Genomic DNA, 13,667 nt, shown 5'->3' with positions numbered 1-13,667 from the left:
TCTTTATACGTTTTATAAAGAGTGTTTTGTCGAATGGTTACAGAGATGAATGCTGGGTGTTGGGAGGGTTGGGTCGGTGGTTATGGCCTAAGAAGAGGGATTTGCCTGCGTTAAAAATGTTGCACAGGATAAAAAGGTTGCATGGAGGTGAAAATCACAAATGACTATTTACGAAAATCTTCCGAAACGATCTTGTATTTTCGCATGAGGCGCTGAAATGCCTGGCGGTCTATGCCACTTTGTCGTGCAGCGGCTGAAACATTACCTTCTGTGTTTTTCAGGGCCTGGGTGAGGTATGCAGTTGTGAATCGTCGAATTGTTTTTTCCTTGGCCTCTTTGTAGTCCCCGGAGAGAAATGCACAGTCGGCGACAGGTTCGGGCTGTGTATAGCGGTCAAACCGGGCGGAAGCCATAAGATCTTCTGGAGTAATATGTTTTTCACGACAGAGCAGGGTGGCTCTGTTGATGGTGTTTCGCAGCTGGCGGACATTGCCTTTCCAGGTTTTACGCATGAGAAACTGCAGTGCTTCGGGGCTGAATTCCAGTTCCTCCCGCTCATACTCCCTGCTGAATTCCTTGAGGAAATGGTGGGCAAGCAGGGGGATATCCTCTGCAATTTCAGACAAAGTCGGCAGGATTACAGGCATGACATTCAGCCGGTAAAAAAGATCTTCCCTGAATTCCCCACTGGCCATCTTTTCCTCGAGATTCTGGTTGGTTGAGGCAAGCACCCGGACATCAACCTTGATAGTGCGGGTCTGCCCGAGGGGCTGGATCTCCTTTTCCTGGAGGACACGGAGGAGTTTTGTCTGCACAGAAACAGGAATATCACCTATCTCATCAAGAAGCAGGGTTGATCCGTCAGCTTCAAGAAAGAGTCCGTCCTTGTCGGTCTCCGCACCGGTGAATGCACCTTTTACGTAGCCGAACAGTTCACTTTCAAGAATATGTTCGGGAAGGGCCGGGCAGTTAACCGTAATCATTTCCCTGTCGGCACGTTTGCTCATATTGTGGATGGCTCGAGCGGCCACCTCTTTTCCCGTGCCGGATTCACCACGGATAAGTACGGTTGCACAGGTCGTTGCCAGGCGGGAGAGCAGCTCTACAGTGTGAACAATTGGTTTGGACTGGCCGATGAATCCTGTTTTCAGCAGCGGTTTTGCAAGTTGCTGCTGGAGACGTCTGTTTTCTCTCAGCAGGTGGGTTCGTTCCAGGGCCCTGTGGATGGAGCCGATGATTTTTTCATTGTCGAAAGGCTTCTGGTGGAAGTCATAGGCACCGTCTTTCAATGCCTGTACTGCCATTTCTATGGTGCCATAACCGGTCATGACGACCGTACTGATTGTGGAATCAGCATCGGAAATTTTCTTTAACAGTTCAAGACCATCCAGATCAGGCATTTTGATGTCCGTCAGCACCACGTCAGGCTGCCAGATGTCTGTTTTTTCCAGAGCCTGGTAACCCGAAGTGGCGAGGGACACTTCACATCTGCATTTTCTTGAGATCACCTTTTCGAGAAGGACGAGAAAATCTTCTTCATCATCCACGATAAGGACACGTCTTTTCAGTTGCTTCCCTTCTTTCATCCTGTTCTGTTTCGGTTATTCAGTTTCTGATAATCATACAGTTATCCCGAAAAAATACCACCTAAATCCTGCAATTGGCCGGTATACCGGGAACACAGGGGGTTGAATCAAGATCAGGATTGATTTTTCGTTCTCGCCATCAGGTGAAAATAGGTCTGGATGAATTTTCCGGAAACAGTATCAATAAGGGAAGAGTAGATACCTGTACCCCTGGGAAACTGACCGGCCAGAACGAGAAATGTTTCCTGGGAGAGACGGGACAGTTCACCCATAACCGATTCAAGAAAAAGTGGATCAAGGGTAGAGCCGCCGTTGGTTCTGCAGCGGATCGGTCTCGCTTCAAAAAGAATGCAGGAGCCATTTACTGACAGGGGGCACAGGATACCCTCTTTAATATAGAGTTCCTGCAGGCCGAATGGCTGTGGAGGAGTGAGGCATTTCAAGCATTGCTGCAGTTTTTCTCTGCATGCCAGGGCACGTTTGATTGCTGCCGATCTGGCTTCTGCGCTAAGCAGTCGATTGAGGGATTCGTTCAGATGAAGTGCTTCAAGCAGGGGAAGGGAAAACGAAGTATGGCAGCAGCAATCGGTAGTGGCCCGCAAAGCTGTCTGGTACCGATTTCGGCCATTTTTGCATCAACTTTTTCTGCAAGCAAACGGTATTCCCTGTAAAAATGCTCAAGATCGTCGGGTTGATCATGGGCGACCCTGGGCGGTTTGAGGGAAAGGCGACCCTGTTTCTTGCTGTATTTCCTGAGAAGTTTCCATTGCCTGTATGTGGCGGGTTTGGCACTGGTTTTTTTCAGCTCCTTCTGTGTTTTTTTCATGCCAAGCCCCCGGCGCAGGAGATAGGCTGAGGTAATTGTGCCTGTACGACCCTGGCCGAACCGGCAGTGGACCAGGACCTTTTTTTTCAGATAAACAGCTTCATCCAGCCATTGCAGACCTTTTTCGAGCTCTTCAATATCAGGGGCACATTCGTCATCAATGGGCATGTAGTACACTTCGAATCCGGCTTCTTCTTCGAGTTTGTGCAGATCGCTGAATTCATGACAGAGGTTGAAAATGGCATTTATTCCCTGGCGGCCGATGGAGTCAAGGTCATTGTAGGACATGGGGGCTCGACCAACTCCCAGGTATTCAGTTATCCATGTGATTGTATAGCTCATAATGCCAGCCTTTGTGGTTTTTTTGATTCAATTGAAGCGATCATCAATCTGAAAAAAGCGTTCAAGGTGGGATGCCACAGATTCACTGTCTTTCAATACCATATCCATCAGTTTGGATGTCCCGAGCATTCTGCCCAGGGTGACCAGGCACTGGTTCATCTGGTCAATCGGCAGGGTTTCGATTCGTGCGTCCAGGAGATCGGTTTTGGCGTTTACTGAAAAGCCGAGACGCCGAAGTATTCTTTCCAGGTATTTCAGCCTGAAATACCTTCCTTCCACCGTACCGCCCCCACCGGCAAACCTGATGGTGCAGTAATTCTGTTCACTGTTTTCACCACAGAGGGTGTCCACAACAGTAAAATGGTATCCGAATCTGATATTGAGATTGAGATAGTCGGCTGCACACACACCATAACTTGCTGATTCTGATTTGTCGGCAAAAACAAACCCATCCGTCATGGCACCCCGGTCATATTGTTTCCAGTTATAGTACTGGTGATCTCCCCAGGTAATTGACGGGTGAGTCAGGCCGCGCCAGAGTGCCTGAAAAGGTGTGGAGGTTACCTGGTCAATGGTGATGATGTCATCCGTGTGTGGATCTGTTCCATCGACATTCATGAGGTAGAGTTCAAATGGCAGATCAGTTTTCAGCTGTTTTCTGCGACCACGTCTGCTCCCGGAACTGCCTATGGCAAACATGGCCTGGACACCTTTTTCATGTGAATAACGTACAATGTCATGGAAAGATCGACATGCACCAGGGGTAAAATCATCTCCGTCAGGGTCGAGAACACTCAAGGGAGTGATAAAATCGAGAATGGCCTGGAGTCTTCGGAAATAGGGATGGTTTTTTCTGGTTGAGATGTTTTGGGGAAAAAGAGACTGTGTCTCGATATTTCCGCGGTAAATCTTTCTGTGCACGGCATCCATGGTAATCTGTTCCCGCGGTTGTATTTTTGAGCTGATACCCTCAGCACCGACAACCAGGGGGATTCCAAGTTCGCGGCAGATGGTGGAAAAATGACTGGCCACGCTACCATGTACGGCTATAACACCACTGCACCGTGGCAGTAGAAGGATAAGCGAAGCGGGTATATGATCAACGATGAGTATGGCGTTGACAGGGATGGAATCGGGATCCTGTTGTGGTACGGGAAAAAATGAAGGTCCACTGGCAATACCCATGGATGCAGTCGTTCCTCCATGGTACAGAAGTGGCAGGCCATCCATCTGTGGGGTTTTTCTGCTCTGTTTTTCAGGAATTTCGTCTGCTGCTTTCAATGGGCGGCTCTGGAGGACAATTATTTTTTGGTTGTCCGAGGCCCATTCCACATCCTGGGCTGTGCCAAAAAATGACTCCAGATCCAAACCAATACGGACTAGATCGTCAGCCTGTTTTCTGGAAATGAGTGGTAGGTCTGAAAATTTTTCAAGGTAGTTTCTGTCTGTTTTATGAAAGCGGATAAGTTCGGATTCTGTTTTGCCACCAACCAGTTTTTCACCACCTCCCCGGACACTGTGAACAAAAACGGTCTCTTTTTCTTTTCCGGTGGGATCTGTTGTATAGATGACTCCTGCCTGTTCAGCCTGTACCATTTCCATGATCACTACAGCCATCGGTGCCTCGGTATCACTGATTCCTGCCGAGATTCTGTACAGCAGGGCTTTTGGGCTGTACTTGGAGGCCAGTACCTTGCGGTAACTATCCTGAAGTCTGTCCGGAGGAACATTGAGGAGGGACAGGTACTGGCCGGCAAAGGAATTCATACCATCTTCATTGACCGCGCTGGATCGAACGGCAAAAAACGGGTTTTCTCTGTCACTCGCAGTTTTGATCAGGTGTTGAGATGCAATGTTGAAAGACTTTTCCAGGTCTGGAGGAAGTTGGATCGATTCAATAAGGTTCATGAGTGATTTTGAAACAGCATGCAGGGAGAAGCTGTTGGCCGGATCAAAATCAATGAGGAAATTGTCTATCTGTGGACGAAGATCGTTGTGTTCAATGATCCGGTTCCAGGCATTTGTCGTAACTGCGAATCCGGATGGTACCGGGTGCCCGAGCTCCTGCACAATCCGGCCGAGATTGGTTGCCTTGTTTCCGGTTATTGAGGGATGGAGTCGACTGTCCTCCAGCCTGAGGATAAAAGGTGGTTCCGTGGGCTGGGGTGGTGGTTGCAGGAGGTATCTGATATAAGAGTCAAATTTTTTATAATAGACCGCCAGGTCGGCTGAATCCCGTTCCGCAATGGCGGTGACCTCCTTTACCATTGCTCCCACAGCCAGGCTCAGTTGATTATAGAGGTGGGCTATCCGGGTCCATTCAACAGGATCTTTTCTGAAAAAGAGATCCTGGAAATCTGCAATAAGTTCATGACACTTCCGGTCTTCCTCAAGAAGCCGTTTGAATGCCTCGTAGGTTCTTCTCTGGAGAAGGTGGGGGCGAAAAATCTGTAAGTCCAGCGCTGAAAGAGGGTACTGTTAAACATTGGCAACCTCTCTTGCCTGAGATCCTCAGTTGTTGTTGAGCAACCGTTTTTTGCCTCTGCGAAAGAGAAAAATGCAGAGAAGCCTGTAAGAGAACAGATAAACAAGTATACCGGTAATCAGGCCAATTGCAAGGCTTCCGATAACAAGAGGTATAAGAACATCCCGGCCCATACTCAGAACAGCGATAATCTGGTCTTTTATATCCCAGAAGCTGAGGCGGGCCATTGTTCGACCGATTTCCAGGAATTGCCTGCTCACTTCCGTAAGGGGAGGACCTTCCCAGATGTGGCGGCCCAACCAGTAGTTAAACGTGTAGATGGGAGCCACGGTAATAGGGTTTGTGATCCATACGGGAATAACGGCTGCCGGTCGGTTCAGGTTGAAAAAAGTCGCTCCAAGTACAGCAAGAATAAGTTGAATTCCCATGGTTGGGGTAAAAGCAATAAACGTACCGAGTCCGAGTCCTCCGGCTATAGCTTTTGGAGTGGAGCGTAACCTGAGAACCCAGCGGAGGACAGGTCGCATGCGCATAAGAAAATTATACTTATTTTTTTTCCGGCTTTTTGCAGACATCTTTGTGGTTTCAGTCCAGTGTGAAATTATTATCTGGCTCCCCATGAAACTCAGCAGGATTGGAAATGACCCCTGCCTGCTCGGGCATAGCTTTCCAGTTCAACCGCGTTTTAGCTATAACTGTATGCATAAACCTGGCAATAGCCAGCGATATCAGCAGACAGAGAACCAGTGTAGAGTGGTGTGATCATTGCAGGCGGAACAGCAATACTCCCATCCTGACCCTGTCATCCGTAGAATATTTATAGGGTGCTTCATGGACAGTGACAGGGTAATCAATGGAGTTGATGCCAAACTGTTTCTGGAGATATGACACGAGTTGTTTCGGGACATGGGGTGAGGTGTCATTAATTTTCCATATCACTGCAGCGTGTGAGAATACCGCTGAATCAACCAGTTTTTCAAAATTATATCCCGGGATAACTGCCTGGCTGTCGGGGAACTGAAAATGCATATTGCCCGCAAGAAAACGGTTGTTACTGATTATCAGACCTCTGGTGAAACCATCTTTGCGGATGTCACTTGCTAATTCTTTGAAGGGATAGTTCAGTCTGCAATAGCGATGGGTCATCGGCGCGCCCAGTACGCGCAGTGAAAAGGCACAGTAAACGGCAACTGCAGCGAGAATGATAACACTAATAAACCGGTTAAACTGTTTTCTGGTGATTGTATTGACATCAAAGCGTGTAAAAAATACCAGGGGCGCGGCAAAGAGAAGGGGTTGCATCCAGCGGTCCTTGACATAGGAAACTTTGAACAAAAGAACAACGGTGAGGAGGACAAGCACAAAAAAGAGGCTGTAGCGAAGCATGAATCGCGCGGAGAATTTTTTCTTCGCTGCCGGTTTTCCGAGGTAACCGGAGGGAAAGAAAAGCAGGTAGATAAACCAGAGAGGTGTGAGAAAAAGAAATGTATTGATAAAAAAGCTTGTGACACCTTTGACCTGGTACATTTCAACCGCCTGTTTGAATTTACCGGTTGCAGAAAAAACGATATCCTGGTGGGTATACATCCAGTACAGGTAGAGGCTGCTGAGGCAGAGAGCAATAAAGAAACTGAAGAAGAACTGTTTTGAGAACAGCAGCTTTCTTCCCCGGCGAAAAGTCAGGAGGGTGAGAAAGAGAATCAGGAGAAAGAGAAAAAAATTGGCCTTGGCAAGAATGCCGATACCCCAGAAAATCCCCAAAAGAACAGTGTTGAAAAACGACCTGTTTTCCAGCAGTCTCAAAACTGTCCATAAAACTGCTGCAGCACCACATACAACCAGGGTAGTGTGTGTCATGTCCCGTTGGGATTCCCAGGCGATCTGCGGGACCAGGAGCAGAGAGCAGGCCGCCATTATGGCCGCTCGATCATTGTTTAACAGTTTTCTGCCGCTGAGAAAGACAAAGAGATAGGTGAGAAGAAGCAGGCTGTTTTTCAGCAGGCTGACCGCCAGAACACTTTTACCAAGCAGCTGGAAGAGTCCGTACTGTATCCAGGTATAGAGAGGTGGCTGTTCTGTGTAGCCGGGCAGAAGCCATTGGCCGAGGAGGGCCTGCTCCGCCTCATCATAGTCCAGGGAGTCGGAAACCAGGATCCGCAGAACTATATGCAGTGAAAAATACGTGATCAGCGCAGCAATAAAATACAGAGTTAAGGATCGTTTCCCGGTCTTTTCCATTATTTTTCATTCCGGTGTATTGCCTGTTTTTTCCCCTTTGCCCAGAGAATGATATTTCTGCTGTAGACGACAAAACCAAAGATCTGGCCGATAAAAAGAACCGGGTCTCTTCTGATGATTGCATAGGAAAGAACCATGATGGAACCAGTGAAACTGATAACCCAGAATCCGACAGGAAGCAGTGATTCTTTTTTCCTTTCCGTGTAAATCCACTGGAAGACAAAGCGAAAGGTGAAGACAAACTGGCTGGCCACCCCCCACATCATAAGCGGTCGGGAGATATCGTTGTTGGAGAGAATGGTCTGGAAATTATAGCTGTCACCGCTCAGCAACCAGACAATGGCAAGGATCGGAAAACAGATGGCGAAAAAACGGACCGGTGTGGGAATATTTTTCCAGAAACCATGGTAATGGAGATTCCTGATATAGACCCCGTAGGTGATGGCCTGGCCGGTGATTATGGCAAGATCATTACGGAGAATACCATAGACCATCATAAGGAATGAGGCGAGAATGCTGAGTTGCCAGAAGAGCAGGGGGGAGAGAATACGTCCCGCCTTTTCTGAGCTGATCCACTGGACAAGAAGTCGGGCGGAAAAGAGCAGCTGGGAGAGAAACCCTATACTGAAAATGAAATACTGATTCATCTGGACCGGTCTGCAATCCCGTAGCTGATATACCTGCTGCGCATCCAGCGAAAGGCAAGGGTGTCAAAAAAAGGTCCGACAAGGCGATTCAGCAGGTGATATTTGCTGGTTCCGGCCAATCGCGGGTAGTGGGAGACGGGGATTTCTCTGACACGGCCTCCCTGCAGCTGGACAAGGGCGGGTATGAAACGATGCATGCCGGTAAAAAACGGCATCTGCCGGGCATAATCTGTTTTGATGATTTTCAGGGGACAACAGGTATCGCTGATACCGTCATTAATCATTAATCTTCTGTAGCTGTTGGCAAATTTTGAGGAAAGTTTTTTGATCAGGCTGTCTTTTCGTTTTGCTCTGATACCGTTGACCATGTCGTAGTCGGGGAAATATTCAAAATAGAGAAGAAAATCCTCTGGCTTTGTCTGCAGATCCGCATCGATATAACCCACAAGTGAGGTGTTGCAGTTGTCTATTCCCGCTTTGATGGCTGTGGAGAGGCCGTAATTTCGATCAAGTGTCAGATAATGAAGGTGGGGCTCAGTGTCGCATCTTTGCCGGAGAAGAGCAGGGCTTTCATCTGAAGATCCGTCATTAATAAAGAGAACCTGGGTTGGGACCGGGCTGGTCCCGAGAAACTGTTCAATGGCTTCAAAAAAGGCGGGCAGGCTCTCCTCTTCATTATAAACGGGAACTATAACGGTAAACGTATTGTCCATCGGACTGATTTCTCCTGTATTACTCCAGAACATCCTTTACCCTTCTCCATGGCTGATAGCCGGAACCAGGTAAAATTCCAACCTTCCATCGTTACCAGACATTCAGAACAAACTCAAGTGATTTTGTATTGCAGCAGGTATCCCAGGATAGCCTGCATTATTCACTTCCAGAAGGTGCCGATTGTATTGGAAGAACTATTTGACAACATGCCCCGGTGCAGGTAATTTTTTATTATGGGGATCAGATAGTGCCTGTCCATAAATGGCCTTTTTGCCCGATTTCTGCGTCGCTACGAAAAATAAAAATGCTCACATATGCCTAATATGCTGCGCTTTTTATTTTTCTATGCTCCTCGGAGTCTTCGCTTACTTGAACTCGAACAAAAAATCTCATTTCTGGATAGACACCAGATAATAAAACGGGGGAGGAAAATTATGGTATGGCAGGACTGAATAGAGCGTTGCGATTTTCACAGGGGATTTGATAGTTGAAAAGAAGAGACTTTCTGCAGTTTATCATTGTTTCAACCCTTCTCTCTCCAGATTCTTTTCTGGCGGCGATGACTCATATTTCTGCGAACAAAAAAAAGAAGAAATTTTACCAGGTTACAGTGCATTCTCCTGGGTTCTCCGGAGGCAGCAGCTTTCATTCTACAGATGAACACATCAAAGATTATCTGGCAAAAATCCGTTTTCCCGACAGGCCGAATGCAGATGATATTATTCTCTCCCGGGAGGAATTCGTCTTGCTTGGCAGGATTGTAAAAAGACTTGAACGGGTAAGAGCGATTACAGGCCATGGCAATTTCTGTGTCATTGGGTTTGACGAAGCTCTTCGTATCGGTCGCCGTTATTCAAAAGTAGGCAGGTTTACTAAGTCAGAGCTCGATTTTCTTGAGATGATTTACTTTCAGGATGCCAGTAAATATGGCTTTAAAGGAAAAAAACAGGTTACGACCCTGACGCGGACGATAGGTAGAAAGGATGTTCTCAAGGTACAGCACAGTGGGAACTATCTCTTCAGGGGAGCCTCCCATGAAAAATATCAGCGTGTAAAAAAAGAATTGGGTGAGGAGCTGATTCTCACATCGGGAATCCGTGGTGTGACAAAACAGTTTTATCTTTTTCTCAATAAGGCATTTCGCCATGGAGGTAATCTTTCGCTTGCCTCCCGCTCTCTGGCTCCCCCGGTTATTCTTATCATGCCACCGGGGATTTTGATGTCGGCCAGAAAGGGTTTGGGAAGGCAAATTTTTCCGAACGTTTTACAACGACACCGGTTTTCAGAAAACTGGCGGACAGAGGGCTCGTGCAATACCGTTATGAACGGGACAATCTGCTTGGGGTTCGTTATGAGCCATGGCATATCAAACTTGATCCGCATTTCTCATGAACATAATGTATCCCCGGTATCGCCTGAACTGATTATAAATGCGGGTTAATTCGTAAGTACCTGGACTGTCTCCTCCCGAATAATTTTCCAGCCATCCTGTTCCCTGTTGAGGGTCAATTTTTTAATTACGGCGTCAGCATATCTGTCTGATTCATAAATCTGCTGGAAGGTGATGGTGACTGTATCCGGTTGTATCATTTCAATAACAGGATTGATCAGATCGATATGGATAAATTTTGGTCGTGTCAGGCTGGTTTCTCTTTTTTTTTTCCATCTGGTCAGGCTGGTTTGAGATGATGGGATAAACGAATCACTGTACGCATCAAAATAGGATTTTATATCACCATTTTCCCAGGAATCTTTCCAGTTTTCCAGGGCATAGAATGCTGCCAGCCTTGCGGAAAACAGATTTTCAGCAGCGGGCTTTTGCTGATATGGATTTTTTATTTTCTCCTGTGCTGATCTGTCCTGGGGAGGAGATGGTCTGTTGGATTGTACCTGCCACACAGAAGGATCAAAAGGCATAATTCTCTGCATGATCCGGTAGTCCGATCCGGTTTTGATAATTCGGGGAGAAGAGTATGGTTTGCTTGTTTTCAGTGTATCGGCAAGGGATTTTTTCAGTTCCGAAAGGGTCATTATCCCGGAACCAAACCCGGAAACGTGGTTTTTTTTCAATTGAATTTCTATCTTTTCAAAGAGTGCTCCCCTCCTGATGTCCTGCAGAACTGCTTCAGCTTTTTCCCGGGAGGCAAGTTTTATAAATCTGAAGAGTTTGTCGCCTGATGGCTTTTCAAAGTTTTCAGTCGGTTTTCCGGTGAGTGGCAGCAGTTTTTCTTTAAGAAAAGTTCCTTTGAAACCAAGAAACTGTGCCCTTGAAAGACTGAGCCAGGCCAGATCATACTGTTGTTTGAGAAAGTAGACTTCGGCCAGATAATAATAACCGAAAGTGAATCCGGGATCCAGGGAGAGCAGTGTTGTAAAATGTCTTTCTGCCTTGTCCAGCTGGTTGTTGGCAAAATAAAATTTTGCGAGATCGTATTTGAACCATTTTGAGGATGGGCTGAGATTAACAGCTTTTTCTCCTTCCCTTATCGCATCCGGAATAAGGCCGAGGCTGTAATAGAGCACCGCCAGTTTCATGTGGAGCGAGGGATGTTTTGAGTCATCAAGATCAATTGCTTTTCGCAATGCGTCGCTTGCCTCAAAGTGATGATCTGCCTTGATCTGTTTACTGGCGATTTCAAGGTATCGTCTGCACGCAGCCGTTTCATCGGCCCGCGCAGGAAACAGTGGGAGTAACAGTAAAAGGACAAAGCAGCACAGTCCGACTGCGGCAAAATAACTTTCAGTAGCTGGATTTTCAGGTAAAATAAAGGAGCAAAAAGATGTCTTCATACTTCGCATATTCCGTATTTTCTTTGTATGTAATCAGGTATTATCTGAGCAAGTGTAATTCAGGTCCGGGAATATATTACCATGAGTTAACCGATGAATGGAATATTGTTTTCTTATGATGATTGTGTAATTAGATTTGCAGAATCAGTCAGTTGATGTTAGGAAAAGAATTATAAAAATCTCTGATATGAACATTCTTTGTAAGTAATTGTTATTCTCTGAAATACGACATTTTTTCAGGAACATGGGCAACTATGTATCATTCACAGTATAAATTTGAATCAAAACCATTTGAGCTGAGACCTGATCCGGCTTTTTTATGGCTGGGGGAAAAGTATAAAGAAGTACTGTCAACTTTACGATATGGAATCCTTGCCAATAAAGGCTTTCTGCTCCTGACTGGAAGTGGGGGAATGGGGAAAACCACCCTTATCAACAGCCTTGTTGAAGGATTGGGTGATGATGTGGAGTGCGCGATTATTTCCGATCCGCGTCTTGATCGTATCGATTTTTACAATGAAATTGCCGCAGGTTTTGGTATGAACACACTATTTTCTTCCAAAGTTCAGTTTCTTATTCAGTTCAGTCATTTTCTTCATAAAGCTCATGATGAAAAGAAAAAGGTGCTGCTCCTGATCGATGATTGTCATCTTTTAAGCCAGGATATGCTTGAAGAACTGCGCTTGCTTTCCAATATAGAAAAAGCGGATGCCAAACTCATTAACATATTTTTTATAGGAGAGCCCCAGTTCAATGAGGTGCTTGTCCGCCAGAGGAACAAAGCTGTCCGTCAGCGACTTACTCTCAAGTCAAAACTGCTGCCTTTGAATGTAAATGAAACCGGAGAATATATTCAGTACAGGATCTGTGCTGCTGGTGGACTTGATAAAATGTTTACGGCTAAGGCGATTCAGTTAGTTTATAAGCATTCTGGCGGAGTACCCCGTTACATAAACATACTCTGTGAGTATGCTCTTCAGAGAGGAGCTACGCTGGGGAAAAAAAAGGTAGATCAGAGGCTGATTAAAGAGTGCGTTCAACGGCTTGATCTTACGGCTGAAGCATCACCGGATCAGATGGATTTCAGGTCTTCTGATGGGAAAAACATACACAGTAATTATCAACGGGATACTTTTGTTATTGAAAGAAACAATGGGCTGCCGACTATGTCAGGTTTCTCTGTTGAAAATGAAATCGGCAAAAGGGGATGGTTGTTTATCCTGCCCCTTCTTTTTCTTATCTGTTCTTCTGGCTACTATTTTTATCCCCGCGATAATGTTGCCCGTACAGTGAAAAAAGAAAAAAAACAGGAGAAGCCTGTTGTGTTGAAGGAGCCACTGGTGAAGGTGACCACTTCGCCTGCAGCTTCGGTGTTAAAGGGCAATGATTTTGAAATCAATGAAAAAAAAGCCGCAGCTCTTAAACATGCTATTTTGAGTAAAGCATACCGGGATGAACCTGAGGATGGCGCTGAGGGCTACCAGGCAGTAGCGGAATTAACAGATGAAACGGTGGTTGAACGGGCGGAGACAACCCGTGTTGAAGGTGAAATTCCAACTGTTGATAAAAGGTCAGTTACAAAAAAGGCTGAAAACAGCAAGAATGTAGTAGCGGCACCGGTTGAAAAACTGCTGGAAGCAAAGGATGTGGTCGAGCAACCGAAAAAAGATATTCAGCCTATGGAACCCGTAAAGATTGTCCTTCCCTTGAGGCCGAATTCTCTGCAGTTGACCAGGCAGGCGAAAAGAGAATTTATCCGATTTGTGAAAAAACTCCGGAAATATCCCGGGACACAGGTCCTGGTTAAAGGGTATGTCTCCTCAGATACCGATTCCCGGGAAAACAGAGAGCTTTCGGAGAAACGGGCCGAAGCAGTCGGTCGGTTGTTGATGAAATACGGTATTGATCGGGAGCAGTTGGAGATCAGGGGAATGGGCATCAGTGATCCGATAGGCAGCAACAAAACTGCCGGAGGCAGAAGAAAAAACAGAAGAGTGGAAATTGAAGTTCTGGGCGATGGACAGTGATATGAGCTTTTT

General features: G+C 46.3%; 11 protein-coding genes. 2 read left to right on the top strand and 9 right to left on the bottom strand.

Going from position 1 to position 13,667, the window contains the following annotated elements; all coding sequences use genetic code 11:
• Positions 1–164: 164 nt before the first annotated feature.
• The 8 genes from LO777_RS16000 to LO777_RS15965 all read right to left on the bottom strand — a co-directional run bounded on the left by LO777_RS16000 (position 165) and on the right by LO777_RS15965 (position 8,870).
• Entirely contained in the window at positions 165–1,586 is a 1,422-nt protein-coding gene (locus tag LO777_RS16000; RefSeq protein ID WP_228854852.1) for a sigma-54-dependent transcriptional regulator, read from the bottom strand.
• Between the two features lie 113 nt (positions 1,587–1,699).
• Positions 1,700–2,029: a hypothetical protein gene (locus LO777_RS15995; RefSeq protein ID WP_228854851.1), complete on the bottom strand. Its 330-nt coding sequence runs from the start codon at positions 2,027–2,029 to the stop codon at positions 1,700–1,702.
• A gap of 89 nt (positions 2,030–2,118) precedes the next feature.
• Positions 2,119–2,754, bottom strand: a complete 636-nt coding sequence (locus tag LO777_RS15990; protein WP_228854850.1) for a protein-tyrosine phosphatase family protein — start codon at positions 2,752–2,754, stop codon at positions 2,119–2,121.
• Between the two features lie 27 nt (positions 2,755–2,781).
• A complete protein-coding gene (locus LO777_RS15985) occupies positions 2,782–5,022 on the bottom strand; it encodes a PEP/pyruvate-binding domain-containing protein (RefSeq protein WP_228857404.1) in 2,241 nt (746 codons plus the stop codon).
• A 243-nt stretch (positions 5,023–5,265) separates the two neighbouring features.
• The gene (locus tag LO777_RS15980; protein ID WP_228854849.1) at positions 5,266–5,772 is read right to left on the bottom strand and encodes a DUF2062 domain-containing protein; all 507 of its coding nucleotides are present in this window, start codon (positions 5,770–5,772) and stop codon (positions 5,266–5,268) included.
• A gap of 229 nt (positions 5,773–6,001) precedes the next feature.
• The gene (locus LO777_RS15975) at positions 6,002–7,477 is read right to left on the bottom strand and encodes an ArnT family glycosyltransferase (RefSeq protein WP_228854848.1); all 1,476 of its coding nucleotides are present in this window, start codon (positions 7,475–7,477) and stop codon (positions 6,002–6,004) included.
• Positions 7,477–8,124 carry a lipid-A-disaccharide synthase N-terminal domain-containing protein gene (locus LO777_RS15970; protein ID WP_228854847.1) on the bottom strand — a complete coding sequence of 216 codons (648 nt, stop codon included), beginning with the start codon at positions 8,122–8,124 and terminating at the stop codon, positions 7,477–7,479. The genes LO777_RS15975 and LO777_RS15970 overlap by 1 nt, the downstream gene beginning before the upstream one ends.
• On the bottom strand, positions 8,121–8,870 hold the full coding sequence (locus LO777_RS15965) for a glycosyltransferase family 2 protein (RefSeq protein ID WP_228854846.1): 750 nt from the start codon (positions 8,868–8,870) through the stop codon (positions 8,121–8,123). Before LO777_RS15965 ends, LO777_RS15970 begins: the two co-directional genes overlap by 4 nt.
• A gap of 455 nt (positions 8,871–9,325) precedes the next feature.
• Between LO777_RS15965 and LO777_RS21395 the strand changes: the two genes are divergently transcribed.
• A complete protein-coding gene (locus LO777_RS21395; protein ID WP_228854845.1) occupies positions 9,326–10,279 on the top strand; it encodes a hypothetical protein in 954 nt (317 codons plus the stop codon).
• On the opposite strand, the gene LO777_RS15955 is transcribed toward LO777_RS21395, so the two are convergent.
• Positions 10,276–11,628, bottom strand: a complete 1,353-nt coding sequence (locus tag LO777_RS15955) for a tetratricopeptide repeat protein (RefSeq protein WP_228854844.1) — start codon at positions 11,626–11,628, stop codon at positions 10,276–10,278. The genes LO777_RS21395 and LO777_RS15955 overlap by 4 nt on opposite strands.
• A 254-nt stretch (positions 11,629–11,882) precedes the next feature.
• On the opposite strand from LO777_RS15955, the gene LO777_RS15950 reads away from it, so the two are divergent.
• Entirely contained in the window at positions 11,883–13,655 is a 1,773-nt protein-coding gene (locus LO777_RS15950) for an AAA family ATPase (RefSeq protein ID WP_228854843.1), read from the top strand.
• Positions 13,656–13,667 lie beyond the last annotated feature (12 nt).

The sequence above is a fragment of the Desulfomarina profundi genome (assembly GCF_019703855.1).
In the GTDB taxonomy this organism is placed as follows: domain Bacteria; phylum Desulfobacterota; class Desulfobulbia; order Desulfobulbales; family Desulfocapsaceae; genus Desulfomarina; species Desulfomarina profundi.
This window is presented reverse-complemented; position numbering and strand designations above follow the sequence as displayed.

Excerpts from the sequence above, each read along its gene's own strand:
- LO777_RS15955 (WP_228854844.1), bottom strand. The coding sequence starts at position 11,628 with ATGAAGACATCTTTTTGCTCCTTTATTTTACCTGAAAATCCAGCTACT.
- LO777_RS15975 (WP_228854848.1), bottom strand. The coding sequence starts at position 7,477 with ATGGAAAAGACCGGGAAACGATCCTTAACTCTGTATTTTATTGCTGCG.
- LO777_RS15980 (WP_228854849.1), bottom strand. The coding sequence starts at position 5,772 with ATGCGCATGCGACCTGTCCTCCGCTGGGTTCTCAGGTTACGCTCCACT.
- LO777_RS15950 (WP_228854843.1), top strand. The coding sequence starts at position 11,883 with ATGTATCATTCACAGTATAAATTTGAATCAAAACCATTTGAGCTGAGA.
- LO777_RS15970 (WP_228854847.1), bottom strand. The coding sequence starts at position 8,124 with ATGAATCAGTATTTCATTTTCAGTATAGGGTTTCTCTCCCAGCTGCTC.
- LO777_RS16000 (WP_228854852.1), bottom strand. The coding sequence starts at position 1,586 with ATGAAAGAAGGGAAGCAACTGAAAAGACGTGTCCTTATCGTGGATGAT.
- LO777_RS15965 (WP_228854846.1), bottom strand. The coding sequence starts at position 8,870 with ATGTTCTGGAGTAATACAGGAGAAATCAGTCCGATGGACAATACGTTT.
- LO777_RS15990 (WP_228854850.1), bottom strand. The coding sequence starts at position 2,754 with ATGAGCTATACAATCACATGGATAACTGAATACCTGGGAGTTGGTCGA.
- LO777_RS15985 (WP_228857404.1), bottom strand. The coding sequence starts at position 5,022 with ATGGTAAAGGAGGTCACCGCCATTGCGGAACGGGATTCAGCCGACCTG.